This window comes from Amycolatopsis sp. CA-126428 (genome assembly GCF_002904335.1).
Lineage (GTDB): Bacteria > Actinomycetota > Actinomycetes > Mycobacteriales > Pseudonocardiaceae > Amycolatopsis.
Window position 1 is genome coordinate 58,230 of record NZ_PPHF01000181.1, and the last position, 25,935, is coordinate 84,164.

21 protein-coding genes are annotated in these 25,935 nt (G+C 72.6%); 11 read left to right on the forward strand and 10 right to left on the reverse strand.

Going from position 1 to position 25,935, the window contains the following annotated elements; all coding sequences use genetic code 11:
- Positions 1 to 46: 46 nt before the first annotated feature.
- Complete coding sequence (locus tag C2L58_RS46465) at positions 47 to 2,344, reverse strand: ATP-binding protein (protein ID WP_233226317.1); 2,298 nt, start codon at positions 2,342 to 2,344, stop codon at positions 47 to 49.
- Positions 2,345 to 2,526: 182 nt separating this feature from the next.
- On the opposite strand from C2L58_RS46465, the gene C2L58_RS46470 reads away from it, so the two are divergent.
- From C2L58_RS46470 to C2L58_RS46480, 3 genes are all read left to right on the forward strand, one after another.
- The gene (locus C2L58_RS46470) at positions 2,527 to 3,621 is read left to right on the forward strand and encodes a helix-turn-helix domain-containing protein (RefSeq protein WP_103344010.1); all 1,095 of its coding nucleotides are present in this window, start codon (positions 2,527 to 2,529) and stop codon (positions 3,619 to 3,621) included.
- Positions 3,622 to 3,774: 153 nt separating this feature from the next.
- Entirely contained in the window at positions 3,775 to 4,290 is a 516-nt protein-coding gene (locus tag C2L58_RS46475) for a hypothetical protein (protein ID WP_103344011.1), read from the forward strand.
- The gene (locus C2L58_RS46480; RefSeq protein ID WP_103344012.1) at positions 4,283 to 5,944 is read left to right on the forward strand and encodes a M48 family metalloprotease; all 1,662 of its coding nucleotides are present in this window, start codon (positions 4,283 to 4,285) and stop codon (positions 5,942 to 5,944) included. The genes C2L58_RS46475 and C2L58_RS46480 overlap by 8 nt, the downstream gene beginning before the upstream one ends.
- Here C2L58_RS46480 and C2L58_RS46485 read toward each other — a convergent pair.
- The 3 genes from C2L58_RS46485 to C2L58_RS46495 are packed head-to-tail and all read right to left on the reverse strand — an operon-like array spanning position 5,941 to position 10,571.
- Positions 5,941 to 7,782 (reverse strand): glycoside hydrolase family 5 protein, encoded by a 1,842-nt coding sequence (locus tag C2L58_RS46485; RefSeq protein ID WP_103344013.1) that lies wholly within the window; start codon positions 7,780 to 7,782, stop codon positions 5,941 to 5,943. The genes C2L58_RS46480 and C2L58_RS46485 overlap by 4 nt on opposite strands.
- Before the next feature lie 19 nt (positions 7,783 to 7,801).
- Positions 7,802 to 8,980, reverse strand: coding sequence for a lipase family protein (locus C2L58_RS46490; protein ID WP_199191758.1), 1,179 nt, complete (start codon positions 8,978 to 8,980; stop codon positions 7,802 to 7,804).
- Between the two features lie 28 nt (positions 8,981 to 9,008).
- Entirely contained in the window at positions 9,009 to 10,571 is a 1,563-nt protein-coding gene (locus tag C2L58_RS46495) for a GMC oxidoreductase (protein ID WP_103344014.1), read from the reverse strand.
- 107 nt (positions 10,572 to 10,678) lie between these two features.
- Here C2L58_RS46495 and C2L58_RS46500 point away from each other — a divergent pair, with 107 nt between their 5' ends.
- The 3 genes from C2L58_RS46500 (at position 10,679) to C2L58_RS46510 (ending at position 12,965) form a co-directional block, all read left to right on the forward strand.
- Positions 10,679 to 11,236, forward strand: a complete 558-nt coding sequence (locus tag C2L58_RS46500) for a TetR/AcrR family transcriptional regulator (RefSeq protein ID WP_103344015.1) — start codon at positions 10,679 to 10,681, stop codon at positions 11,234 to 11,236.
- A gap of 107 nt (positions 11,237 to 11,343) precedes the next feature.
- Positions 11,344 to 11,781 (forward strand): MarR family winged helix-turn-helix transcriptional regulator, encoded by a 438-nt coding sequence (locus C2L58_RS46505; RefSeq protein WP_103344016.1) that lies wholly within the window; start codon positions 11,344 to 11,346, stop codon positions 11,779 to 11,781.
- On the forward strand, positions 11,778 to 12,965 hold the full coding sequence (locus C2L58_RS46510; protein WP_103344017.1) for a cytochrome P450: 1,188 nt from the start codon (positions 11,778 to 11,780) through the stop codon (positions 12,963 to 12,965). The genes C2L58_RS46505 and C2L58_RS46510 overlap by 4 nt, the downstream gene beginning before the upstream one ends.
- 197 nt (positions 12,966 to 13,162) lie before the next feature.
- On the opposite strand, the gene C2L58_RS46515 is transcribed toward C2L58_RS46510, so the two are convergent.
- The 4 genes from C2L58_RS46515 to C2L58_RS46530 form a co-directional block, all read right to left on the reverse strand.
- The gene (locus tag C2L58_RS46515; RefSeq protein ID WP_103344018.1) at positions 13,163 to 13,879 is read right to left on the reverse strand and encodes an MIP/aquaporin family protein; all 717 of its coding nucleotides are present in this window, start codon (positions 13,877 to 13,879) and stop codon (positions 13,163 to 13,165) included.
- Between the two features lie 410 nt (positions 13,880 to 14,289).
- Positions 14,290 to 17,109, reverse strand: coding sequence for a type 2 lanthipeptide synthetase LanM family protein (locus C2L58_RS46520; protein WP_103344019.1), 2,820 nt, complete (start codon positions 17,107 to 17,109; stop codon positions 14,290 to 14,292).
- Between the two features lie 83 nt (positions 17,110 to 17,192).
- Positions 17,193 to 17,387 carry a DUF6229 family protein gene (locus C2L58_RS46525; RefSeq protein WP_230468333.1) on the reverse strand — a complete coding sequence of 65 codons (195 nt, stop codon included), beginning with the start codon at positions 17,385 to 17,387 and terminating at the stop codon, positions 17,193 to 17,195.
- A gap of 206 nt (positions 17,388 to 17,593) precedes the next feature.
- Positions 17,594 to 18,502, reverse strand: a complete 909-nt coding sequence (locus tag C2L58_RS46530) for a LysR family transcriptional regulator (RefSeq protein ID WP_103344020.1) — start codon at positions 18,500 to 18,502, stop codon at positions 17,594 to 17,596.
- Positions 18,503 to 18,604: 102 nt separating this feature from the next.
- Here C2L58_RS46530 and C2L58_RS46535 point away from each other — a divergent pair, with 102 nt between their 5' ends.
- From C2L58_RS46535 to C2L58_RS46555, 5 genes are read left to right on the forward strand one after another with little or no spacing between them, the layout of a single operon-like run.
- Positions 18,605 to 19,711, forward strand: a complete 1,107-nt coding sequence (locus tag C2L58_RS46535; protein WP_103344021.1) for an FAD-dependent monooxygenase — start codon at positions 18,605 to 18,607, stop codon at positions 19,709 to 19,711.
- Positions 19,708 to 21,480, forward strand: coding sequence for a CocE/NonD family hydrolase (locus tag C2L58_RS46540; RefSeq protein WP_103344022.1), 1,773 nt, complete (start codon positions 19,708 to 19,710; stop codon positions 21,478 to 21,480). Before C2L58_RS46535 ends, C2L58_RS46540 begins: the two co-directional genes overlap by 4 nt.
- Entirely contained in the window at positions 21,477 to 21,962 is a 486-nt protein-coding gene (locus C2L58_RS46545; RefSeq protein WP_103344023.1) for a nuclear transport factor 2 family protein, read from the forward strand. The genes C2L58_RS46540 and C2L58_RS46545 overlap by 4 nt, the downstream gene beginning before the upstream one ends.
- Before the next feature lie 12 nt (positions 21,963 to 21,974).
- Entirely contained in the window at positions 21,975 to 22,283 is a 309-nt protein-coding gene (locus tag C2L58_RS46550) for an NIPSNAP family protein (RefSeq protein WP_103344024.1), read from the forward strand.
- Between the two features lie 23 nt (positions 22,284 to 22,306).
- The gene (locus tag C2L58_RS46555; protein ID WP_103344025.1) at positions 22,307 to 23,212 is read left to right on the forward strand and encodes an acetamidase/formamidase family protein; all 906 of its coding nucleotides are present in this window, start codon (positions 22,307 to 22,309) and stop codon (positions 23,210 to 23,212) included.
- 58 nt (positions 23,213 to 23,270) lie between these two features.
- Here the strand turns inward: C2L58_RS46555 and C2L58_RS46560 are convergent, their stop codons facing one another.
- Positions 23,271 to 23,711, reverse strand: coding sequence for a hypothetical protein (locus C2L58_RS46560; RefSeq protein WP_103344026.1), 441 nt, complete (start codon positions 23,709 to 23,711; stop codon positions 23,271 to 23,273).
- 204 nt (positions 23,712 to 23,915) lie between these two features.
- On the reverse strand, positions 23,916 to 25,925 hold the full coding sequence (locus C2L58_RS46565; protein WP_103344027.1) for a tetratricopeptide repeat protein: 2,010 nt from the start codon (positions 25,923 to 25,925) through the stop codon (positions 23,916 to 23,918).
- Positions 25,926 to 25,935 lie beyond the last annotated feature (10 nt).

Consider the following 25,935-nt stretch of genomic DNA (forward strand, 5'->3'; position numbering starts at 1 on the left):
GGTGCACGCGCGGCTCATGCGCCGATGGACGCCATGGCCGAGCTGGTCACCCCGGTCCGGATCCGGGTCCCGTCCGGGTGCCGAGCCGCTCGTTCACCCAGACCGCGACCTGGGTCCGGTTCGCGAGGTCCAGTTTGTTCAGGATGTGCTGGAGGTGGGTTTCCGCGGTCCGCTGGGCGATGACCAGGCGGACGGCGATCTCGCGGTTGCTCAACCCGGTCGCGACCAGCCTGGCGATCTCCGACTCGCGCCGGGTCAGCGGTGGCAGGACCGCGTTCCCGGCCGCCTCCTCGCACTCCGGAGCCGCGGCCGCCTGCGGCGTCAGGATGTCGTGGGGATTCCGCCGGTGCCCCTCGGCGAACGCCTCCTCGAATCGTGCTTCGCCGAGTGCGTCGCGAGTGGCCGCGAGCAGCTCCCGGTGGGCCAGCGACACCGCGATGTCCGGCTCCGCTCCACACCGGTCCCACAACGTCGCCGCCGTGCCGAACAACCTCGCCGCGCCCGGCCAGTCCGCGCGCTTGGCCGAGGCCCACGCCAGCCCGTCCACCCGGTACGCCGCCGACAGCACGTCCGGCCCGCGCAGGTCGATCTCCAGGGCGTCGCGCATCGCGCGTTCACCGACACCGAGGTCACCGCCGAAGAGGATCTCGGCCGTGCCCAGTCCGAACAGGGCCATGGACCGGGAGGACTCGTCCTGCCCCGATTCGCACAGCCGCAGCATCCGGTCCAGCAGCCGCCGCGCGCCGGCGAGGTCACCGCGGAACGCCGTCGCCACCGCCTGGATGAACATCGGGTGCAGCTGGTGCCGCGGCTCGCCCCGGGCGCCGAAGATCCGCACGGCCTCGGCGGCGTTCTCCAGCGCACGCGGCTCGACCGCGAGCAGTGCCACGAAGGCCCGCGCGTGGCAGATGTAGGGCACCGCGTCGTCGTCGCTGATGGCTTCGGCGAGCTTCAGCCGGTGCCGGGCCCCGTCCAGATCCGCGTGCAGGGCGGCGCACAAGGCCGCGCGGGCCTGCGCCGTCGCTCGCCCCGGGGCGTCGCCGGGCGCGACGGCGAGCGCACGGTCGAACCACTCGCGGATCTCCCACGCGGCACCCCGGGCCATCCAGTACTCGATCACGCCGCTCGCCATCCGGAGCGCCACCGTGGCCTCCTCGGGGGTGCGCAGCGACCACGACAGCGCCGCCCGGAGGTCCGCGTGCCGGTCGGACAGGCGGGCGAACCAGTCGTCGCGCCGGGGGCCGAACCACTCGGCGCCGGCTTGCCCGAGCAGCCGCGCGTGGTGGTCGCGGTGCCGCCGGGCCACGACCTCGGCGATCCCGGTGGCGGCCAGGTGTTCCTGACCGAACTCGCGCAGGGCCTCGAGCATCCGGAACCGGATGCCGTTCGTTTCGCCGACGCGCAGCAGCACGGACTTGTCGATCAACCCGTCCACGGCGTCCAGCACCGCGAAGCCGTCGAGCCCGGGAACCGCGCAGACGTCCTCGGCGGCGGACAGGTCGAACGCACCCGCGAACACCGAGCAGCACTCCCAGACCGCCCGCTCGACGTCCGTGCACAGGGAATGGCTCCACTCGATGGTGGCCCGCAAGCTGCGGTGGCGCTCCGGCAGCGACCTCGCGCCGGTGGTCAGCAGCGCCAGGCTGTCCCCCATCCGGGCGACGATCTGCCCGGGCGAGAGCACGCGGACGCGCGCCGCGGCGAGCTCGACGGCCAGCGGCAGGCCGTCCAGCTGCCGGCACAACGCCACCACGGACGCCACGTCGTCCTCGGTGAGCCGGAACGACGGCAGCACCTCGGCCGCCCGGTCGGCGAACAGCCGTACCGCGTCGTAGGCGACCGCGTCCGCGACGGTCCGGGCGTTCTCCGGCGGGACGGCCAGCGGCGTCACCGGCACGATCCGCTCGCCCGCGACCCCGAGCGAACACCGGCCGGTCGCCAGGACCACCAGGCCCGGGCACTGCCGCAGCAGGACACCCACCAGCTCGGCGCAGTCGGTGACGAGGTGCTCGCAGTTGTCCAGCACCAGGAGCATCCGCCGGTCGCGCAGGTGGGCCAGCACGGTGTCCCGGGCGGTCCGGGCGGCCGTGTCGTGCAGGCCCAAGCAGTCGGCGAGCGTGCGGTTCACCAGGGTGCGGTCGCGCAACCCGGCGAACCCGGCCATCGCGACGCCGTCGGGGAAGGCCCGGGTCACCGAGCCGGCGACCCGGCAGGCGAGCCGGGTCTTGCCCACGCCACCGGGTCCGGTCAACGTGACCAGGCGGCTCGCGCCCAGCAAGCGCCGCACCCGGGCTTCGTCCTCGGCGCGGCCCACGTAACTCGTCAGGTCGCGTCGCGTGCTCACGCCGCCGTCGTCCACCGTGCCTCCGCTGCCCATCTTGATCGGTCGCGGTGTTCGTGTCCATGTGGCCCAACCGCCGTTGCGCCGATCAGCCGGAAATACGTGTATTCATCGACGCGGGCAGCGGCTGCCGCCGTCCAGACTTCGGCGCGCCAGCGATGCCCGCCCCGCTCCGGAGGTCGACGATGACCGTCCCCCAGCTCTTGCCCGACGGCGTCGCGGCGGCGATCGCCCGCGCGGTCGTCGCCGGCGTCCGGCACGCCGTCCCCCGGCACGCCGCACTGTTCGACGCGAGCGCGACGGAGTTCGTGGCCGCGCTGGTGCGCGGCTCCCGGCCGGTCCCCGCCGGGATCGCCGCGGGTGCGGACGCCTTCCGCCGCGCCGGCGTCGCGGAGCACGCGGCGGGCGGCGACCTCGACCGGCTCACGCGTGCCTACCGGGCGGGCGGCCGCGGCGGCCTTCCGCTCGTCGCCGAGCTGGGCCGCCGGGCGCACCCGGGTGCCGTCGCCACTGGGGTGGAGGCCCTGCTCCGGTGCGTCGACGTCTTGAGCCGCCTGTCGACCGAGGCTTTCCGGGCCGCGCAACCGCCGTCCCCCACCGACCTGCGACGGGACCTGCTGCGCGAACTGATGGCCGGCCGGCCCTGGACCGACCTGGCCGCGCGCGCGAAGTGGACACCGCCCGAGCGCGTGCTGGCCGTCGTCGTGGCGCCCGGCGTGCGCATCGCCCCGTGCGACCCCGGCCTGCTCGCCGACCTCGCCGCCGAACCGCCGTACCTGCTCCTCCCGGCCCACCCCGACCCGGCGCGGCTGCTCGGCGACGGCCCGGCCGCGACCGGACCGGCCGTTCCCCCGGCCGAGGCGGCCACCTCGCTGCGCTGGGCCCGGCGGGCCTGGGCACTGCGGGACCGCGGCGTGCTCCCTCGCGACGGCGTCCTCCGCTGGCCCGACCACCTGACCACGCAGTGCCTGTTCGCGGACGAGCCGCTCACCCGCGCACTCGCCGCGCACAGCCTGGCACCCCTGGCCGGGCTGCCCGGGAACCGGCGCGGCAAGCTCGCCGAAACCCTCGAGGCAGCGCTCGACGCCCGCGGCGGCGCGCCGGAAGTCGCGACCCGGCTCGGCGTCCACCCGCAAACGGCCCGCAACCGCCTCCGCCGGCTGCGCACCCTGTTCGGCGCGCGCTTGGACGACCCGCAAGAACGGCTCAACCTGCGCGTCGCGCTGCGCGCCGAGCGAGCTCTGGCGGACGAGACGGCACCGGCCGCCCGGACGGCTTGATGATCGGCTGATGGATCGAATTCCCGCCGCGGCGCGTTTCCGGTGATTCCCTTTCGGTTCACGAGCCGATTCACGCGCATTGGCGTGGTGTGACGAATGGGCGCCACTCCGCTATAACGGCATTGTCGTGTACCGGCGGAGGGCGGTTGCGTCATGGGCAAGCCAGGTGCGGACCGGCGTGTGGTCGTCGATCTGGCGCGCGAGGTGGTGGCCGAGGTCGCACCCGATGAACTGGGGCTGTTCCCGGAGCGGTGCCGCGCGTATTTCCGCCGCCGGAAGGGGCGCGGCCGGGATCCGCTGGCCATGGGCATCGAGGCGTGGACATCGGTGGCCACGTTCGCGGTCCTGAGCACGGTGCAATCCGTGCTGGTGTTCGTCGCGGCCGAGTTCAGGAAGGGCGTGGAGGAAGAGGGTGCGTCCACGATCCGCGCCTGGATCAAGCGGGGATTCCGGCGGCTCGCACCGCCCACCGACGAGCCGGACAGCGCGGTGGTGGTCGTCGACCCCGAGGAACCGCGGGGCATCCCGTGGACCGAGGAGCAGCTCGGGCGAATACGGGAGCACGCGTACCGGCAAGCCCGCGAGTTCAACGTGCCACCGGCGCGGGCGGGCAAGCTGGCGGACACGATCGTCGCGAAACTCGTCCTGCCGGCTTCCGGCGATGACTGACGCGGCCACGATCGACCCGGAATCGACCGGGCGGCGGACGTTGTTCCGGGTGCCGACGACGTTGACCTCGAGGTCGCTGGTGCTGGTCCTCTGCGTCGCGGTGCTCACGATGCGCCTGTTCCAGTCCTACCGCGACGCCCAGCTGGTTCCACTGGACGAAATGAGCGATGCGTGCCAGACCCGCTATTTCGCGGCTTTCCGGTTGCCGTTCGTCCCGCAACGGCTGGCGACCTTGATGGCCGAACATCCGGAGTGCGTCACGCGGGAGAACCCGTTCCCGCTCGCGCCGCAGTGGTTCGCGCTCCTGCTGCTCGCGGCCTTGATCGGGCTGCAGCTGGTGGTGGAGCCGGCGCTGAGGATCTTCCGGCGTGGGCTCACCGAGTTGCGGCCCGAGGCGTTCCCCGACGGCGGAGACCTGTTCGGCGAAGTCGTCCGGGCCGCCGGGGTCGGCCATGACGTCCGGTTCCGGTGCGCCGCCGGTGATTCCCGGGTGGGCGGAGCGGCTTTCGGCTATCCCTGGCGCAAGTACGTGGTCCTCAACGGCGGACTGGTGCCACTGGCCAAGGACGACCCCGAGACGTTCCGCGGCGTCCTGCTGCACGAGCTCGCGCACGTCCGCAACAACGATCTCGGTATCACCGCGCTCGCCGTGGCGACCTGGCGAGCGTTCGTCGCGGTCACCCTGATCCCGTTCGCCTTCCTGTTTTTCGCCGACGAGCAGTTCGCCACGATCACCCACTGGGGGCTGACCGCGGTGCAGCTCATCCCGTTCTCGGTCCTCGCTTTGGTGGCCCGCAACGGTGTCCTGCACGGACGCGAGTACCTCGCCGACGCGACCGCGGCGCGGTGGGCGGCGGGCACGTCCGGCCTGGACCGGCTCCTGTCGCGCGATGACACCGTGCGCCACCGCGTCCGGGTGCTGTTCGGTTTCCACCCCAGCCCCGCCCACCGGCAGCGGGCCCTGGCCGAGTCGCGGCCGCTGTGGACGAGCGGCCTGTTCGACGTGTTCCTGCTCGGTGCCCTCACCGGACTCGCGTGGCCGAGCGTCCTGTACGTCTTGCGTCGCGAGACGTTCTTCGACGTCGGCGTTTCGTCGTCGTTGCGGGCCTTGTGGCCACTGACCGCGATCGTCGGTGCGGCGCTGGCCGCGACGGTGGCCGGCCGGGCCCGGGACGGGCGCCCGAGCGGCAACAGCCTGGTGAGCGTGGTGTTCGCCGCCGGGGTGATCGGCGGTGTGCACCTGACTTTCACCGGGTCCAGCCTCGGCCTGTTCCCGGTGGACGTGCCGTTCTCGTGGAGCATGGCGTGGTGCGGAGTACTGGTCGCCGTGTGCTGGCTGTGGACGATGATCGTGGACGTGACGGCCCGGCAGTGGTCCTGGGCCTCGCCCAGGGCGGCCATCCCCGTCCTCGTGGCGGTCGAGGCGGCGCTGCTGACCCTGGTGCTGGCTCCGTTGCTGGCCTCCCGGATCGACCTGCAGATCATCGAGTCCCTGACGTCTTCGGACTCCCTGCCGCACCTGCTCGACCTTCGCGGCGCCGAACCGGCGTTGGTGGTCATCGTGGCCGCCGCCGCGATCTTCCCGGTGACCGGAAGACTGGCTCCGGTGCTCGCCAGGCTCGGCAGCACCACCAAGCGGAGATTCCCGGGCTAGGACCGGCAGAGCAGCGCGTCCGGCGTCCGGCTCGAACCGATCCGGCCGGTGTGGGCGACGCCGGCGACGTACTCCCCCGGCGCGCACTGGCCCTTGTAGTTGCCGGTCGCGAAGTCGCCGCCGGGGTCGCCGGAGGGCCGGTTGTCGCCGCGGTCGAACCACACCGTGCGGCCCGTGCGGCCCAGCGGTGTCGCCGACCGGCCGCACAACACCGCCGAGAAGGCCGCGCCCTGGACGCTGTACCCGACGACCGCGTGGCCGGGCGGGCACTGGGTCTTGGTGTAGCCGGACGCCCAGTCGGTGTCGACGTAGGTCTCGTCGCGCACGACCACGTAACCGCCCGGGGCGGCGAGCGTCCCGGTGCACAGGCCGCGGTTGCCGGTGTGGGCCAGGCCGGCGAGGCGCTGGCCGTCCGGGCAGACACCCTTGCGGGCGCCGGAATTCCAGTCCGGCAGCGCACGGACCTGGCGCGACTCCGGGAAGTCGCCGTAGTCGAGGTTCAGCATCGACCAGTGTTCCGAGGCCGGGATCGGCCCGGTCCGGGACGGCGCCGAGATCAGTCGCTGCCAGGCCGGGCCGCGCCAGTCCGTGCCGTCGAGGACGTCGATGCGGCGGCCCGCCGGGTCGTACTCGAGCAGGGCCCAGCCGTCGCCGGAGCCGTTGGCCTGGAAGCCGACCGCGGGCCAGTAGGCGAAGTCCGTGTCGGTCTCGGCGAGGTAGTTCACGAAGTTTTCGAAAAACGCGCGCGACGCCGGGTCGGTCGTGTTGCGGCCTTCGCCGAATTCGCTGATCCACAACGGCGCGGTGTAGTGCTTGCCGGTGTCGGCCGAGACGAAGAACGCCTGCCGGTACAGCACGTCCCGCAGGTCCTGGGGGGCGAGGTCGCGGTAGCGCGGGTCGTGCGTTTCGCCGACGCCGGTCGCGCCGGAGTGGTTGGGCCCGGTGTAGCCGTAGAAGTGCGCCGAATAGACGAGCTTGCCCGAGTCCACGAGCGTGTGCGACAGCGTCCGGGCGGGTTCCAGCGTCGGCCGGCCGTGTGGAAAGCCGTCGATCGGCAGCCCGGTCCAGTTGATGCCCTCGACGAAGATCAGCAGGTCGCGGTTCGCTTCGGTGAGGATGCGGTCGGCGACCTGCTGGCTCGCGCGCTGCCAGTCGGTGCCGTTGCCCCAGCCCCAGTTGGGGTCGTCGAAGGTGTTGCGGCGCACCTCGTTGTACAGGTCGGCGCCGACGACGCGCTTGTTCGCGGCGTAGCGGCGCGCCATGAACAGCCAGTCGTCCTGCCACTGCTGCTCGGTCTGCGCGGTGTTCCAGCGCTCGTTGCCGTCGAGCCCGCAGCACCAGCGCGAGGTGGTGGTGTGGTTGTTGAGGACGACGGCGAACCCGCGCGCGGTCAGCCGTTCGACGACGCGGTCGTAGACCTGCAGCGGCGTGAAGCCGTGCAGGTCCGGGTTGGCGGCCAGGTCCGGGACGGGCCGGGTGTCGTGGAGCATCGCGTTGGAGAACTGCAGCCGGACGCTGTTGAGGCCGAGCCGCGCGAGCCCGTCGATGACGGTGTCGATGGACGCGCGGTCCAGCCCGAGCGGGGTCTGGTAGGCGATCTCGCCGGCGTGGTGGTTCGCCGGGTCGTTGACGTCGCCGGAGCCGGTCCACGTGCCGCTCGCGCCGTGCCAGTTGGCCGCCTTCAGCTTGAAGCGGTCGCCGTGCGCGTCGACGATGTACCGGCCGCGGGTGCTGAGCGGCCCGGTCCAGGGCGGCGGGTCCGCCTCGTCCCGGGCCACCGGAACGACGACGCCGGCGACGGCGAGCAGGACGGTGAGCAGCGCACCCGGGATCCTCACGCACGGAAGTCAACCACGCTCAGCAGTCGGAGCGCACCGGCTTGCCCGCGAACCGGTCGGCCAGGTAGTGCACGACATCGCCCGCGGAGAACGCCAGCGTCGTCACGTGCTCGCCGACGTAGGTGCCCCACGTGACGTCGACCCCGGCCGCGCAGTACTCCCGCCGCAGGGTCTGCGCCTGCGACAACGGGATGATTTCGTCGAGGCTGCCGTGGAAGAGGAAGATCGGCGCCTGCGGCGGCCGGGCGCCCAGTTCGTTCTCGGCCAGCCGCTTCTGCCACTTCGCCGTGGTGAGCGGGTTCGACGTCGTGTAGTCGGCGATGTGGCCGAAGGCGTAGCCGGACACCGCGTCGACGCACACGTCCTGCTGCGTCGCGTACAGCGTGCGGCCGCGGTCGTTGAGGTAGGCGGGCAGGTCCAGCTCGGGGTAGGCCGCGTCCAGGCCGAGCGCCGAGAGCAGCAGGAAGCCGAACCCGATGCCGCCGTCGAGGTTCTCGGCCACCACGTTCAGGTCCGCGGGCGTGCCGCCGGCCGTGATGCCGGCGACGGGCAGCTCCGGCGCGTAAGACGGGGCCAGTTCGCCCGCCCAGGCCGCGCCCCCGCCGCCTTGGGAGTACCCGGAGAACGCGACCAGCCCGCCTTCGGCCAGGCCGGTGGCGGGGAGCCGGGTGGCCGCGCGGACGGCGTCGATCACCGTGTGGCCCTCCGAGCGTCCGACGACGTAGGTGTGCCGGCCCGGCGTGCCGAGGCCCTCGTAGTCGGTGATCGCGACGGCCCAGCCGCGGCTCAGCATGGCGTCGACGAACAGCGGCTTCTCGTAGTCCGGCTGGAACTTCGACGGCGCGCAGCGGTCGCCGATGCCGCGGGTGCCGCTGGCGACCGAGACGATCGGGCGCGGGTCCGGGCCGGTCCACGGCGCCGTCGGCACCAGGACCCGGCCCGACACCGCGATCGGCGTGTCCGTCGCGGACCTCGACCGGTACAGCACGAGGTACCCCTTGGCACTGCCGGAGTCCGGCAACGGCCGCCACCAGACGACGTCGCCGCCGGCGCCCGCCGGCAGCGGGCTCGGCGGCGTGTAGAAGGCGTCACCGTCCGGGCCTCGCGGCGGATCGGCGGTCGCGGCGCTCGCGGACACCGCGGAGAGCAGGGTGACGACGACGGCCAGCAGGACCGTCCGGAACGGACTTCGGCGCACGGGAACTCCTCGTTGAGTCCGCTCGGGATCAGAAGACGCGGTCGACGTCTCGGGCGATCAGGTGGTCCAGCGCGCGCTCGGCGAGCGCGGCGATGGTCATGGACGGGTTGCAGGCCGCGGTCGTGCCCGGCATCAGGGCGCCGTCGAGCACGTAGAGGCCGCGGTGGCCGAGCACGCGGCCGTCCAGGTCGCAGACCGAGCCCATGGCGGCGCCGCCGAGCGGGTGCCAGGTGCTCGGCGCGATGGCGGTGGTGTCGAGCAGCACGCCGAGCGGGCCGGCGATGCGGGTGATCCGTTCGTGGATGCGGGCGCTCAGCTTCGCGTCGGCACCGGAGGGCCAGTGCAGCACGGCGTCGTCCTTCGCCGCGTCGTAGACGAACCGGCCGCGGCCTTCGCTGACGCCGTACCCGACGAGCATCGTGGTCCGCAGGTCCGGCAGCGGCGGCAGCGACGCCTGGATGACGGTGTTGGCCGTCGCGGGGTCGGCCCACTCCTTGCTGCCGTAGACGACCGGGCCGCCCTGCGGGGCGCCGAAGTCGTCGGCGAGGTTCGTCCAGGTGTAGATGCGGTCGCCGTTGCTGCCCCAGCCGGCGCCGAGCCCGTCGGGCAGGTCGGGGATGTCGCCCTTCGCGCCCGCCCGCATCAGCAGCCGCGTCGTGTTCGCCGTCCCGGCGGCCATGACGAGCGCCTTCGCCGTCAAGACCTTCTTCTCCAGCACGTTCCCGGCGGTGTCGATGCGGTCCACGCGGATTTCCCACCGGCCGTCGGGCGCCAGCGCGACGTCGGTGACGTTGTGCAGGACGGCGACGGTGCAGCGGCCGGTGGCCTCGGCGGCGGCGAGGTAGGTGACGTCGACCGAGTGCTTGCCGCCGTTGTTCACCCCGAGCGCGCAGTCGCCGTTGGTGTAGGACGGTTTCATCTCGCCGTCGAGCTCGCGCAGGGCGTAGTCCCAATCGATCGGCATCGGGATCTTCTCGGCGGGGTAGCCGGCGTTGCGTGCGTTGCGGGCGAAGATCCGGGACGCCTTGTACGGCGCGCTCACGACGAGGGCGTCCGGCGCGGTGGCGATGCCGAGCATCGCGGCGACGCGCGGGTAGTACTCGGCGTCCAGCCGGGCGTAGTCGAGCTGCTCGGGAAAGCAGGCGTGGAACAGCTCGGCCGTCGGCTGCAGCGTCATGCCCTGGTAGACCAGCGAGCCGCCGCCGACACCGGCCGCGCACATCATGCTCATCCCCCGGCCGGTGACCTGCTCGAGCAGGCCGGTGTAGCGCTCGAACGGCGGCAGCGACGGCAGGCCCGGCAACGCCTGCGCCGAGCCCAGCCAGAAGATCCGCTTGTCGGGCGCCGACGTCGGGCGCGGGAACGTCTCGGCGTCCGGCCCGGTCGGCCACCGCCGGCCCCGTTCGAGCACCAGCACCGGCACCCCGGCCTGGGCGAGCCGCAGCGCGGTGACCCCGCCGCCGAACCCGGACCCGATGACGACGACCCGGTGCTCTTCCCGGCTGACCGGAACGCGGCCCGCTCCGAGCGCGGCGACACCACCGAAGGCGATGGCGCCCTGCAGGACGGTACGGCGGTTCAGGGTGCGCATGAGCGGGTTCCTCCGGCCGTGATCGTGACTTTCGGTGACTGTAGGAACCCGAAGCGAGAGATGGAACAGATTGCCCGTCTCACTACTCACGAGTAGGGTCGGGCCTCATGCGCGCAGCGCGACCGTCCGCGGCCGTACCCCGGCGCGTCGACGCCCGGCGCAACCGCGAGGCGATCCTGCGCGCGGCCGACGAAGCGTTCAGCGAAGACGCCGACGTCGCACTGGACGCGGTGGCCCGCCGCACCGGCCTCGGCCGCGCGACCGTCTACCGCCACTTCCCCGACCGCACGGCGCTCGCCCTGGCCGTCGCCGCGCATCACCTCGCCGCGCTCAAGAACCGGGTCCGCGGCCGGGAGCCGTTCCGCGAACTGCTGGGATCGGTGCTGGCCATGCAGGCTCGGCGCCGCCCGCTCGTCCGGCTGTTCCGCGAACTGCCGGAGCGCAGCCGCCGCCACCACGCCCACGCCCTGGTTTCGCTGCTGCGCCCGGCTCTGGAGCAGGCCCAGCGCGAAGGCACCGTGCGCGCGGACATCGAACCCGCGGACCTGGCCCTGCTGTTCGAGATGCACGAGGCGGCACTGGCGTCGGAACTGGTCACGCGGGAGCCGTCGGAACCGGCAGAGCGCCTGGTGCGGGTGTTCCTCGACGGCTTGACCGGATCTTGACAAGAGCGGCACCACTCAAACTCTGCCCGTTCGTTCACAACTAATTACTATCTACCTGCTCAGAGGCTGCTTGCCTCAGAAATTGATACTCAATATAGTACTGGTTTGTGGACGACGAGACGGTCAAGGCGGTGCGCCGGAGCGTTCTGCGGCTCGCGCGGCGGTTGCGCGGCAGCCGCTCGGCGGGGGCGTTGAGTCCCGCCAAGGTCGGCGTGCTGGGTTACTTGTCCCAGCACGGCGCCAGCAGTCCGGGCGAGATCGCCGCGGCCGACGCGCAGCGGCCGCAAGCGCTGACCAAGGTGTTCACCGAACTCGAGGCCGACGGGCTGATCAGCCGGTCGCCCAACGAGCTCGACGGACGCAGCGTCCTCCTGCACCTCGCCGCGCACGGCACGGCCGCGCTGGAAGCCGACATGCGCGAACGCGATGCATGGCTGGCGGCCGCGCTCGAGACGTTCACCGAGACCGAGCGCGGCCTGCTCCGCCTGGCCGCACCCCTGCTGGCGCGGCTCTCCGACCACCCCGCCACGAAGGACGAAGCATGACCGACGTCGATGCCTTCCCGCCGCCCCGCGCCTGCCCGTACTCGCCACCGTCCCGGCTCGGCGAACTGCAGCGCGACGCCCCGATCAGCCGGGTCCGGATCTGGGACGGCAGCACGCCGTGGCTGCTCACCCGGTACGCCGACGTCCGGGCGGTGCTCGCCGACCGCCGGTTCAGCGTCGATCCCACCCGGCCCGGCTACCCCGCGCGCGGCCCGGCCGGCCGCGGCCGGCGCAGCGGACGTGGCTCCTTCATCTCCATGGACGCCCCCGAGCACACCCGCCTGCGCCGGATGCTCATCAGCGAGTTCACCGTGCGCCGCGTCGAGGCGCTGCGGCCGGCCATCCAACGCACCGCCACCGAACTGCTGGACGAGCTGACCGCCGGGCCGCAACCGGCCGATCTGGTCGCCCGGTACGCGCTGCCGCTGCCGTCCATCGTCATCAGCGAACTGCTCGGCGTGCCCTACGAAGACCACGCCTTCTTCGAAGATCGCGCCCGCGCGATGCTGGACGACTCCGCCGGCGGCGACGCCAATCGCGCCGCCACCGCGGAACTCGCCCGCTACCTCGGCACCCTGCTGCACCGGCGAAGCGGCGACGATCTGCTCGGGCGCCTCAACGCGGAGCAGGTCGCCACCGGTGCGCTCTCGCGGGCGGACGCGGTGGCCACGGCCATCCTGCTCTTGATCGCCGGCCACGAAACCACCGCCAACCAGATCGCCCTGTCCACCGCCTTCCTGCTCGACAACCCCGAGCACGCCGAGGCGTTCCGCACCGCGGAGGGCCCGCCGTCGGCCGCGGTCGACGAACTGCTGCGGCTGCTGACGATCACCCACTTCGGCCGCCGCCGCGTCGCGACCGCCGACGTCCGGCTCGGCGACGTCACCATCCGCGCCGGCGAGGGCGTCATCGCCGCCGCCGACATCGCCAACCGCGACCCCGGCGAGTTCGCCGATCCCGACGAGGTGGACCTCGCCCGCGGTCCCAACCACCACCTCGCCTTCGGGCACGGCGAACACCTCTGCCTCGGCCACCACCTCGCCCGCCTCGAACTTCACATCGCGCTGACAACGCTGCTGCGGCGCCTGCCCCGGCTGCGGCCCGCCGTCCCCACCGGCGAATTGCCGTTCCGGCACGCCCACCCGATCTACGGCATCGACCGACTGCCCGTGACCTGGGACTGACCCGTCGTGCGTCCTAAAAGGACCGGCGAAGCAAGCCGTCCGCGACCGGTCCGTCCCGTTCGGCTCGGGCCGGATCGTGCCGATTCAACGGGCAACGGTGCCGCGGCACCACGGTGGGCGGAGCGTCTTCGAGAGTCCAGCCGAGCGCGGCGGCGGTTCGCAGAGCACAGGCGCGGCACGGGTCTTCGCCGCTCACGTCACACCCCGGCCCCGACCGCCGGCCGGCGGGTGACGAGGTAGTCGCACAGGAACGCGGCGGCCAGACCGCCGGCGAGCGGGCCGGCGAGGTAGGCGAAAAGCTGCGCCCACGCGGCATCCTCGCCGGCGAGGGCCAGCACCGCGTCCGGGCCGAAGGTGCGGGCCAGGTTCACCGAGGCACCGGTGAGCGGACCGAACACCATGATCTGGGTGGCCAGCGCGAGCCCGATGCCGATCCCGGCCACGCCCTTGGGCGCGTTCGGCGCGACAGCCAGCGTGAACACCGCGGTGACCAGGATGAAGGCGCCGATCGCCTCGGCCACCAGCGCCTGGACGTAGCCGACGCCGGTGCCGAAGGTGGTGGCGCCCAGCCCGGCGGCGGTGGCGGTGTCGCCGTAGGTGGCATAGACCAGCGCGGCACCGAGCACGCCGCCGGCGAGCTGCGCGACCACGTAGGCGGGGACTTCCCGCCAGGAGAACCGGCCACGCGCGGCCAGCGCGACGGTGACCGTGGGGTTGAAGTGCCCACCCGACACCGAACCGAAGGCGTAGATCGCGATGGCCAGTGCGAGCCCGTGCGCCAGCGCGACGATCAGCAGACCGGGCCCGCCGGCCCGGGCCGCCGCAACGGACACGGCGGCGCCGATGCCGAACCGGCACAGGATGCCTGTGCCGGCGAGCTCCGCCAGCAGGCGTCGAACCAGTGACATGTCCATGTCCTCGTCCTTTCCTTGTGGTACAAGGGAAAACGGGACGGCGGCACAGGCAGACGTTAGGGACTCCACACCTCGGGAGACACCGCCGACCGGCCAACGTAAGTGAATGTCAAGAACCGGCGGCGAAAAACTGTGGGCCGTTCACGGCTCCGGAGCACCGGAGTCAAAGGCAGGCGCCGGTGCCCGTGGCGTCGATCCGGACCGTGATGTCGTTCTCCTCTCTGCCGTTCGGGTCGGTTGCCACCACTCGCAATGAATGCGGCCGACGGCCAGGTCGCCGGGTGCCATGATCGCGCCCTGCTGGAAAAAGTGCCGGCCGTCGACCGATGGCAGCACGCGAATGGTGCCCCACACCGGGGCATTCCGTCACCGCGAGCCTCTTCCGGCTCCCCTCAGGCCAGAGCCAGTCTTCAGTCCAGCAGGAGCGGGGACGGCAGGCGCTGCTCGGGATGCATGCGGAGCAGCCCGTGCACCACCCCGGCCAACCCGGACATCAGGCTCGGTGAAAACGCTTCGCGGGCCAGGCCACCGACCGGCCCGCGCTGCTCCAGGCCGGTCAGGAGCTCCGCGTCGATCTCGTTGCGGTCCGGGCCGTCCCAGGACGGCTCGGCCTGGCGGATCGCGTCGAGCATCTCCCACATGCCCATGTCTCCGTGGCACAGCGTGTGGCTCCAGCCGAAGCCTTCGGCGGCGCTCGCGCGGGCGGCGCGTCCCGCCATCTCCAGCCACCGCTCCTCGCCGGTGCGGCGGTGCAGGTCGAGCGCCGCCAGTCCGATGCCGGCGCTTCCGTGGCACCAGCTGGTGAAGAAGTCCTCTTCGCTGCCGATGCGGGCGTCGAACCAGTTGCCCTCCTCCGGGCGGTACAGCCATTCCTGGTAAGCGAACGCCCGCTCCGCCAACTCCCGCCAGCCGGCCCGCTCCGCCGGCGTGCCGGCGTCGCTGAGCGCGAGGCGCATCAGGGTCCAGCCGATGCCGGTTGCGCCGTGGGCGAAGCCGCCGATGCCCTCGGGGTTGAGCCGGGTGGGCCAGCGTGCCCCGTAGTCCTCGTGCACGGCCAGTTCCACCAGGCGGTTGCCGACCGCCGCGGCCACCGGGAGCCACTCCGGGCGGCCGGTTGCGGCGAGGCCGAGCAGCGGCACCGCCGCTCCCGCGACGCCGTTGAGCAGGTCCACCTCGCGGTCCTCGGCGATCATGCGGCCGTCGGTGAACAGCCCGGCCCGCTCGGCCGCCCGCTCCGGCAGCCAGTCCCAGCCCAGCACGCGATGCAGCGCGAGCCACGTCCACACCTGCGACGCCGCACCGCTGAACGCCCCGGCCGACGGTGTCTCGGTCAGCTCCTCGACGCTCATCAGCACCCGCAGCGCCCCGTCGAAGCACTCCTGCACCCCGGCGACCTCGTCGGCGCGGCCGGCGCGCACCTCGGCCAGGTATCCGGCCAGCGTGAGCACCACCCCGCCCTGGCCGGTGTACAGGTCGGCGGGCAGGACGCGGATCGACCAGCCCGCCGGGGTGAAGACCGGGCTGATCCAGGTGACCGTGCCGTCCGCGCCGCGCACCCCGCCCTCGCACAGCTGCCGGACCAGCCGCGCGGCCAGCGCCCGCCGCCGGCGGTCCCGGTTCCGGCCGTGCGGCTCGTGCGCCGGGTACTGGCGGCGCGAGGGCAGGGTGCGTTCGTTGAGGTAGGCGCCGACGAGGGCGTCCTGGATGATCGACTCCTCGAGCGGCAGGTCCGCCCCGCGCCAGTCGGCCACCGACGCCGCGATCGCCGCGTCGCCGACGGTGAAGCCGAACAACGGGACGTCCCCGGCCAGCAGGTCGGCGATCTCCGCGTCGATGGTCGGCCGGTCCTGGGGCGCGCCGTGCAGGACCTGCGCGTTGCGGAGCAGGATGTCCCGCCCGCGTTCGATCGCGGCCGCTTCGTCGTGCAGGGACGCCGGGTGCCACAGCATCCGGCCGATGTCGACGTAGGCCTGCGTCGGGCGCAGGATCCGGCGGGCTTCGGCGCCGTCGAAGTGCCGGAGCAGGTGGTGCACGTCGCCGGCGGGAGACGTGTCGAGGCGGTGCAGGTGCGCGGTCATTTCCCGGAACCCCTCGAGCACGCTGTCCCAGTGGGCGTGCAGCACCGGCTTCGGGCTGGGGTGGTTGCCCGCGGCCGGCACGTCGACGAGGTCGACCCGCAGGCGCGCGGCGGCCGTGCCCGCGTCGGCGATCACCGGCGCCGGGATGCGGGGCTGCTGCCCGGGCAGCGCGCCGATCCCGGAGATGTCCACCCCGCCCAGCGCGTATCCCGTGCCGCGCACCGGGAGCAGGCCGGTGCGCAGGACCGTCCGGCGGATCGACGCGGTCGCGACGTCCACGGCGTCGCCCTGCCCGCTGGCCGGGAACTCCGCGGGGGCGTCGAACAACGTCTCGGCGTCCACGACGACCGGCACCGGACCCGCCGCGATCATGTTCTCCGCGTGCATGTCGGTGCCGCCGCACAGCCGCAGGACGGCCAGCCAGTGCCCGATGTTGCGGTAGAAGACGCCCAGCTCCCGCTCGTCGGCGCAGTAGCGCGGCTCGACGTGGTCGGCCCACCCGTAGCCGGCGCGCAGCAGCACCCGCGGCACCCGGATCCGCTCGGCGGGCCCCGGCGCGCCGGGGAACTGTGCGTAGACGTCCTCGATCAGCGCCGCGAGCGCCACGTCGATCGCCGAGTTCCGCGGCTTGTACATGATGGTTCCGGCCCCGACGTCGACCCGGCTGACGGTCCGGCCGCCCCGGTGCGTGTCACCCCGCCCGAACGCGACCGCCTTCAGCGGTCCGCGCAGCGGCTCGTCGAAGGCCGGGCGGTCGGCGGCCAGCCGGGCGGCGAAGCCGGCGACGGCGGTCACGGACGCCTGCGCCACCCGCTCGACTCGCCGCGGCAGGACCGGGTAGCGCCCTTCGATGCTCGTCAGGTAGTCCTCGCGCGTCGCTTCTTCGACGTAGTCCGCCCAGATTTCGCCGTCTCCGGCCGCGCCGGCGACCAGCCGCCGCGCGTGCAGCTCGATGAGGAACACGCGGGACAGCTTCGCGTGCAAGGACTGGACCAACGCGTCGCTCCCGGCGGCCAGGATCAAGGCACGCTCGTCCGGGGCCAGGCCGGGAATCGCGTCGAGCTCGCCCGCCAGGGTGGTCCGCCACGGCCGGGTGAGCCGTTCCACCGGGGCGCCGAACGGGAGGGTTTCGTTGTCCAGTGCATCGAGCATGCCGGCCTCCGCCTGATCCGATCCGAGTGCGCCCGCGCACTCCCGCGAGGGGAATGGCGGGCGCGTACCGATAATCGATCTCGTCAGCAGCACCAGCTGCCGTGGGAGCCGGTCGGGCTGGAACAGAACGCGTACAGCATGTCGGTCGGGTCGACCAGCGCGGCCTCGGCGGCGTTCCCGCCGACGTAGAGCGGGCCGGCCGGGTTCGCCAGGCCGTGTACCGATTCCGAACCCGACAGCCAGCCTTCCAGCACGGCCGTGGAATCCACAGTTTGCATGGCATCCTCCAGTTCGACGAAGCATCTGAACACTTCGAGCGCAGTGTATGCATTTACGCGGCACTGCTTCGACGGCCGTTCGGACGCAATTCAAACGGCTCACGGAAATTCGTCAAGATCTTTCTATGTCCGATTTCCGAAAAATCGGCTCGCTGAAATGGCGGTACCATTCATCGGTACCGCTGCTTCGTCGTTCATCGAAAAGATCACGGCAGGCCCGCGGCGCGGGCCATGATCCGGCGGGTGCGCTCCCGCAGCAGCGCGTGCGTCCGGTCGTGGTGGTTGCGGGGGTGCCAGGCCATGCCGAGTACCACCTCCGGCAGCACCACGGGAATCGGGAACGTCCGCAGCCCCAGCGTCTCCAGCATCGAACGGCCCAGCCGGGCGGGCGTGACGCAGACGACGTCGGTGCCCCGGGCCAGGTGCAGCGCACCGGCGAAGCTCGGCAGCACGGCGATCACCCGGCGGCTCAGGCCCAGCTCGGCCAGCCGCTCGTCGATCGGGCCGTGGGCCCGGCCCCGGCGCGAGACGACGATGTGGTCGGCCGCGGCGAACTTCTCGGGGGTGACGGTCTTCGCCTTCGCCAGCGGGTGCTCCGGCCGGATCGCGCCGACCAGCGTTTCGGTGACGAGGGTTTCCGCATGGATCTCGGGGTCACCCGGGCGAAGCGTCCCGATCTCCAGGTCCACGAGCCCTTCGCGCAGCGCCGGGGTGTCCTCGAGGTTTTCCGGCCGCAGCCGCAGCGAGATCCCCGGCGCCTGGCTCCGCAGGTCGTCGATGAGGGCCGGGATGAACGTCGTGGACAGCACGTCGGTGACCTGCAGGTCGAACATGCGCACCGCGGCCCGCGGGTCGGCCGCGGCCGAGGGGGTGAACAGCGCGCGGGCCCGCGTCGCGACCGCGTGCACCTCACTGCGCAGCTCCAGCGCCCGGGGAGTCGGCACGAGATCGCGGCCGGCCCGCACGAACAGCGGATCGTCGAACGTGCGCCGCAGCCGGGCGAGGGTGCGGCTCATCGCCGGCGCCGAGGTGTGCAGGCGCGCCGCCGCCTTCGTCACGCTGCTCTCGGTGAGCAGGGCATCCAGCGCCTCGATGAGGTTCAGGTCGTAGTCCACCCCGCCGATTATCACAGGTGGAATCAGTCCGTACCCAGGTTGCACTGGAGTTAACCGGGTGCCGTCCTTAGCGTCGGTGGCGAACGACGAAGGAGGACCGTGATGCGAGCTGTGGTGATCGGTGGCGGGGTGGTGGGGCTGACGACCGGAATCGCGTTGCGCCGCAGCGGAATCGACGTGGTGGTCCACGAGCGCGCGCCGGAGATCCGCGCGGCCGGGGCGGGACTGGGGTTGTGGGCCAACGCGCTGGCCGTGTTCGACGCCCTCGGGGTCGGCGAGCAGGTGCGCGCGATCGGCAAGCCCAGCGAGATGTACTTCCACGACCCGGCCGGGCGGCTGCTGGAGACCCCGGAATTCGGGGTCGAGGATCACCGGTTCCTGCTGGTGCACCGGGCGAAGCTCACCGATCTGCTCGCCGACGCCGTCGGCCGGGACAACATCCGCCTCGCCACCGGGCTCGCCGCGTACGACGAGCACGCGGACCACGTCACGGTCCGGTTGACCGACGGCAGCGAGGAGGCCGCCGACGTCCTCGTCGGGGCGGACGGCGCGTACTCGGCGGTCCGGGCCCAGCTGGTGCCGGGGACGCCGGCGCAGGAACACCCCGGGCACCACGCCTGGCGCGCGGTGCTCCCGGATCCGGGCCTCGCGCTGACCGAGAACCGGCTGATCCTGGGCGGCCACCGCTGCCGCGGCGGGTACCTGCGCACCCACGACGGCGGCGTGTACTGGCTGGTGAACCAGTTCGACGCGCCGGAACCGGCCGGCACCCTCAAGGAGCAGGCCCTCGCCCGGGCCACGCACCTCGACGAGAGCGAGCACGGCGGCGTCCTCGCCGAGCTCATCCGCGCCACGCCCGAGGACCGGATCCTGCACAACCGGATCATGCTCGTGCCACCGTTGCCGCACTGGGCGTCCGGGCGCGTCGTGCTGGTCGGGGACGCGGCCCACGCGATGTCGCCGCACGTCACGGCGGGCGCGACGCTGGGCATCGAGGACGCCGCGCTGCTCGGCCGCCTGCTTTCCCCCACCGGCGACGTGATCGAGGCGCTGGCCGCCTACGAAGCGGACCGGATCCCGCGGTACGCCCGGGTCGCGGAGCTGTCGGCGGCGGTGGAGCACGCCGCCACACCGCAGGGGTTCGCGCGGCACTACGCCGCGTTCAGCCACTGGATGATCACCCCGGCCGGGAATCCGGTGACCGCGTGAGCTTCACGGTGGAAGTGGACGTGCCGGTGCCGATGCGGGACGGCGTCGCGCTCGCCACCAACGTGTGGCTCCCGGACGGACCCGGCCCGTTCCCGGCGTTGCTGGTCCGCACGCCCTACGGCAAGGACAACGCCGGGCTGTACGGCAATCCGAAGCTCCCCGACGTGTTCGCCCTCGTCGAAGCCGGTTACGCCGTGGTGGCGCAGGACGTCCGGGGCACCTCCCGCTCCCCCGGCACGTTCGTGCCGCACACCCACGAAGGCCCGGACACCGTCGACACCCTCGGCTGGCTGGCCGCGCAGCCGTGGTGCGACGGCGCGGTCGGCATGTGGGGCGGGTCCTACCTGGGGTTCAGCCAGTGGCAGGCCGCGGTGCACGACGTCCCGGCGCTACGGGCGATCGCGCCGGTGATGACCTCGGCCGACCCGTACGCGGCACCGTGGCGCTCCCCCGGCGGCGCGTTGTCCCAGGACGCCGTCCTCACCTGGGGCACCCTCTCCGCCCTGCGCAACCTGCGACGCGGACTCGACGACGGACGTGGCGACCCCGCCGACGCCGGCGCGCTGCTGGCCGGCCTGGCCGAACCGCCATCACTGCACGAACCGCTGCCGATCGCCGGCCGCGCCGCGGTGACCCGCTCCCTGCCCTGGCTCGGCCAAGTGCTCGACCACCCGGAACGCGACGCGTTCTGGCGGGAGATCGCCGCCATCGACCACGTCGAGCGGATCACCGTGCCGGCCCTCCACATCGGCGGGTGGTACGACGTGTTCATCGGCGAAACCGTGCGGTCGTACACGACGCTGCGCCACCGCGGAGGCAACGCCGCCGCCCGCGACGGCCAGCGGCTGATCATCGGCCCCTGGTCCCACCCCGACGGGACCGACCTCGGCACCTACCCCGACCGGTCGTTCGGGCTCGCCGGCAGCATCAAGACCGCCGGCATCACCGAGGAGCACCTGCGGTTCTTCGACCGCTGGGTCCGCGGCCGGCCCGGCCTCCCCGACGACACCCACCGGGTCCGGCTCTTCGTGATGGGGGCCGACGAGTGGCGCGACGAGCCGGACTGGCCGCTCCCGGACACCCGGTACACCGCCTTCTTCCTCGACGGCGGTGGCCGGGCCGGCACCGCTGGCGGCGACGGCGTCCTGACCCGCGACACCCCGGCCGAGGACGCGACCGACACCTTCCACTACGACCCGCACGACCCCGTGCCCAGCCTGGGCGGCACCGTGCTCGCCGCCGCGCCGGGCACCTACCCCGGGCCAGCCGACCAGGCCGCGATCGAAACGCGCGCGGACGTCCTGTGCTTCACCACCCCGGTTCTCCAGCGGCCCGTCGAGGTCACCGGCCACCTCACCCTGGTGCTGCACATCCGTTCGTCCACACAGGACACCGACTTCACCGGCAAGCTCGTCGACGTCCACCCCGACGGCCGGGCCATCCTGCTCTGCGAAGGCATCCAGCGCGTCCGCTACCGCGAGTCGCTCACCGAACCCGCCCTCCTGGCGCCGGGCACGGACGCCGAACTCACCCTCGACCTGGGCGTCACCGCGAACGTCTTCCGGCCCGGCCACCGCATCCGGCTCGAAGTCTCCAGCAGCAACTTCCCCCGCTACGACCGCAACACCAACACCGGCGCGACGATCGCCGCCGACGACGCGGACGCCGTGGTCGTCGCCGTCAACCACGTCCGCCACGGACCCGCCCACCCCAGCCGGCTGATCCTGCCGGTGATCGAACGCCCCACCTCCGAGGAGGACCGAGCATGATCGCGCTGCCGGAGCTGTCCGACCGGTTGGCCATCGCCGACGTCGTCGCCGGCCTTGCCCACGCCCAGGACGACCAGGACTGGGTCGCCTTCCGGCGGCTGTTCGCCGAGCAGGTGACGCTGGACCTCTCGACCCACTACCACGGCAGGCCGCCGACCACCGTGACCGCCGCCGACCTCGTCGAGCTGGCCCGCACGACCCTGGCCGGGTTCGACTGCACCCACCACGCCGCGACCGACCTCCTCATGCGGCAGGACGGCGACGAAGCCACCTGCCGCGCGCACATGGTCGCCTACCACCACGTCCCCGCCGACCCCGGCGTCGTCGACCACTGCACGATGCGCGGCCGCTGGGACCTCAAGCTGCGCAAGCTCGACGGGCGGTGGCTCATCGAGCACTGGACCGTCGTGCGCACCGCGCCGTGGGAAGGCTCGCCGGACGTCTACGCCCTCGCCGCCGCCCGCCTCGCACCCCGAACCTGAGGAGCACCACCGATGTTCTACGAGATCCGCACCGAGCACGCCCGCCCGGGCCGCGGCGCCGAACTGGCCCGCTACCTGGACGAGACCGTCATCCCGCTGCACCAAGAACACGGGATGCAGGTGGTGGGCTCGTTCACGGGGCCCGCCGACACCGTCGTCTGGATCAGGCGCTTCGAAGACGACGCCGACCGCGACCGTATCCTGGACGCCGTCCACCAGGACCCCCGGTGCGCCCCGCTGGCCGCCACCGTTTCGGCACTGACGAGCGACCCGGCAACCACGACCCGGCTGGTGCCGACCGCCGGGTCGGCGCTGCGCTGAGCCCGACGTCGGAAAGGAAACCCGTGGCCGAGCACCGGCTTCCCGCCACCCGCGAGACCACAGTGGACGTCTTCGACCGGGCCACCCCGCCCGTGCTCACCGTCGACCCCGGTGACTCCATCGTGGTCGGCTCACTCGACGCCGCCGGCTACCTGGACCGGCGGGTGCAGGGCCCCACGATGTTCCCGGACCGGCGCGGCCACTGCCTGACCGGACCGATCGCGGTGCGCGGCGCCGAACCCGGCATGGTCCTGGGCGTGCACTTCACGTCGATCACGCCCGGCGACTGGGGCTGGACCGCCGCGGGCACGAAGGACAACGCGCTCAACCGCCGGCTCGGGGTCGCCGGCGGCCCCGGCGCCTGGCTGACGTGGGACATCGGACCCGAAACCGCCACCAGCAACCTCGGCCACACCGTCGCCGTCACGCCCTTCCTCGGCGTCATCGGTGTCCCGCCCGCCGAACCGGGACCGCACCCGACCATCCCGCCACGCCCGGCCGGCGGCGGCAACCTCGACTGCCGGGACCTCGTCCCCGGGTCGACGCTGTACCTGCCGCTGACCGTCCCGGACGCGCTGCTCCACCTCGGCGACGGCCACGCGGCGCAGGGCCACGGCGAAGTCGGCGGAACGGCGATCGAGTGCCCGATGACCACCGCGGTGACCCTCACCCTGGCAGCGGACGCGGCGGTCCCGGGCATCCACGCCGAAACCCCGGAAGGCCGCATCACCTTCGGCTTCGGCACCGACCTCAACGACGCCATGGCCGACGCCCTGGCCGCCATGGTGACCTGGCTGCAGCAGCTGCACGGCCTCGACCGGCCGACCGCCCTGGCGCTCGCCTCGCCGGTCGTCGACCTGCGGATCACCCAGGTCGCCAACGAGACGTGGGGCGTACACGCGGTCCTCCCGCACGGCGCGATCCACTGACGGCGATCCCCGGGCGACTCCGACCCGTCGGCCGCCTGGGGAACGCCTCAGCCGAAACCTATCCGCAGACGCTATCGCCGCGGTAGCAGTAGACGCTCGTGAGGATGTCGTTGGGGTTTTCGGTGGTCATCCAGAGTCCCACGTTGTTGGCCCCGCCGGCGACGTCCGTGGTGAGGGCAAAGGGCGCAGCCGCCGTCGAGTTGCAGTGGGTGCTGGAGCTTCGGTAGTCCAGTTGAGTGACGTCCGAGTTCGCCAGCGCGTACACGCGGCGGCACCCGACGGCGTTGAACGTTCCGGTGACCGCGACCGACCGGTTTTGCCAGATGACCGTGCCACTGTAGTAGCTTGCGCCGTACTTGATCGTGAAGGTGCTGGTGGGGTAAGCGGCCGCGGTGGCGGGCGCCGCCGCGAAGACCATCCCCGCAACCGACGCGGCTGCGGCCACGGCCGCGGCGACCTTCCTTGTGCCGCTCTTCGCCATCGTTCCGTCCTTCACCATGGTTCACTCCCTGTTGCTGTCACGGCCCGAAAACGGAGCCATGACCGCACACGCGCGGAAGGCGGAACCGGTTTAGCCGACCCGACCGGCGTCTGGGAGTTTTTTTCCGTTCTGCGGTGAGCAAACTGCTGGCCACAGAACCCCGCCGTATAGGGCGTTATACAATTAAGGAGATGCGCGGTCCGAGCCACGACTGGAACGGGTTCACCAGCCGGCAGGACGAAGATGAGGGAGCGACTTCGGGCACGTCAGGCCGAGCCGGACGGCCAGGTCCGCGGCGGCTTGCCGGTGTTTTCGGGCCTCTCCAGGCCTACTCCCCGTGTAGGTCCGGGCAAGTTCGTCATGCGCCTGAGCCTGTTCGCGGAGGTGACCCCCTCGCACCGCGGTGGCGAGGGCGAGCTCGTGCTGCCGGACCGCTTCGGTCCTGTCCCCCAGAGCGGCAAGGGTGCGGCCGAGCTCCAGGCCAGCGTAAACCCGCAGCCGAGAGCCGTCGGCGAGCAGGGTCATGGCCGTCTGCTGGGACTTCAGGGCGGTGCCGGCGTCCCCCATCGCGCGGTGCGCTGCTCCGATGAGGGTCAATGCTTCCGCTTCCCCGTCCCGGTCCCCGATCCGCCGGCGAAGCTCGCAGGCCCGGCGGAGGTGGTCGAGGGCCTCGTCGGCGGCGCTCAGCTCGATGAGGCATCGCGCCAACGCCGTGAGCACGTGGTCGTTGGGGCTGAGCTGACCCAGGTCGCCGCAGAGCGCGTAGGCCGACCGCAGGTGGGCCAGCGCCGTCTCGGGCGAGCCTTCCAGCCACTGCACGACGCCTCGGGTCCAGTGCGTGATGATCTTGGCGTCGATGCCGAGCGGGGACAACTCGGCCAGCTCGGCGAGCTCGTCGAAGGCCGCCTGCGCGTGCTGCGCGGCTGGGGCGTGCGCGCCGCGGTGCAGGTGCATCAACGCGAGCAAGGCGAGGGTGTGCGCGTGTGATTCGGTCTTCCCGCGCTGCATCGCCGACGTGGTCAGCAGGTCGTGGGCGCGGGCGGTGTGGCCGGCGGACCAGTGGGCCAGCGCCAGCAGCGTGCACAGCAGGTCCTCACCGCCCTCGGCCGTCTCGCGCGCGGCCGCCAGGCCGTGCTCGAGCAGCTCGATCGAGTCACCGGCGAGGTCGCGGCCCAGGACGTGCCAGAGGGAGATCGCCAGCTGCCACGCGTAGCCGCCTTGCCCTTCGGCCGCGGCGCAGCGGGTCGCCGCCAGGACGTTGGCGCGCTCGGCCAGCAGCCAGGCCCGCGCGGCCCCCGCCCCGGGGCTGTTCTCCTCGATGCAGGCCGCTGCCTCCGTGATGGCCGTCAGGTAGTGGTCGAGCATCTTCTCGGTCAGGCCCGGGTCGTCCGGCATGCCACGGGCGTACTGCCGCAGCAAGTCGTGCTGCCGGTACCGGCCGGGCGCCGGTTCCTCGGCCAGGTGGACGTCGACCAGCCGCTGCAGGGCTTCCTCGGCACGTCCGTCCGGTAAGCCGGTCATCGCCGCCAGCACGGCGGTGTCCGCGTCGGCGCCGGGATGCCGGCCCAGTGCGGAGAACAGCTGCTGTTCGACCGGAGACAGCTGCTCGTACGACATGCGGAACGCCAGTGCCACCTCGCGGTCGGCGAACAGCTTCGGCAGCCGGCGGCGCGCCCGGGCCAGCTGTGCGGACAGGTGCGCGACCGGCCAGGTCGTGCGGTGCGCCAGCCGTGCCCCGGACAGCCGGAGCGCGAGCGGCAAGCCGGCGCACAGCCGGACGATCTGCGCCACGGCCTCGGGCTCGGCGCCCGCACGGTCGGCGCCCACCAAGTGGGTGAAGAACGCCTCGGCCTCGGCCTCCGCCAAGACGGTCAGGGACAGTGGCCGCGCACCGGCCAGCTCCAGCAGTCTCGCGCGGCTCGTCACGATCACCAGGCTGGGCCCGGTCGGCAGCAGTGGCGCCACCTGCGTCTCGTCGACAGCGTTGTCGAAGACGACCAGAAGGCGCAGCGCCGCGGTCTTCGCCCGCCACTGTGCCCGGGTGTCCCCCGCCGGGGTGACCCCGAGCTGTCCCAGGAGGACGTTCAGGGTCTCTTCGACGGTCAGCGGGGTCTTCCCCGCACTGTGACCCTGCAGGTCGACGAAGAGCGCACCGTCCGGGAACCGGTCGGCCAGCAGGTGACCGGCGTGGACGGCGAACGCGGTCTTGCCGAAAACTTGTTTATGACACAAAGGATTTGTG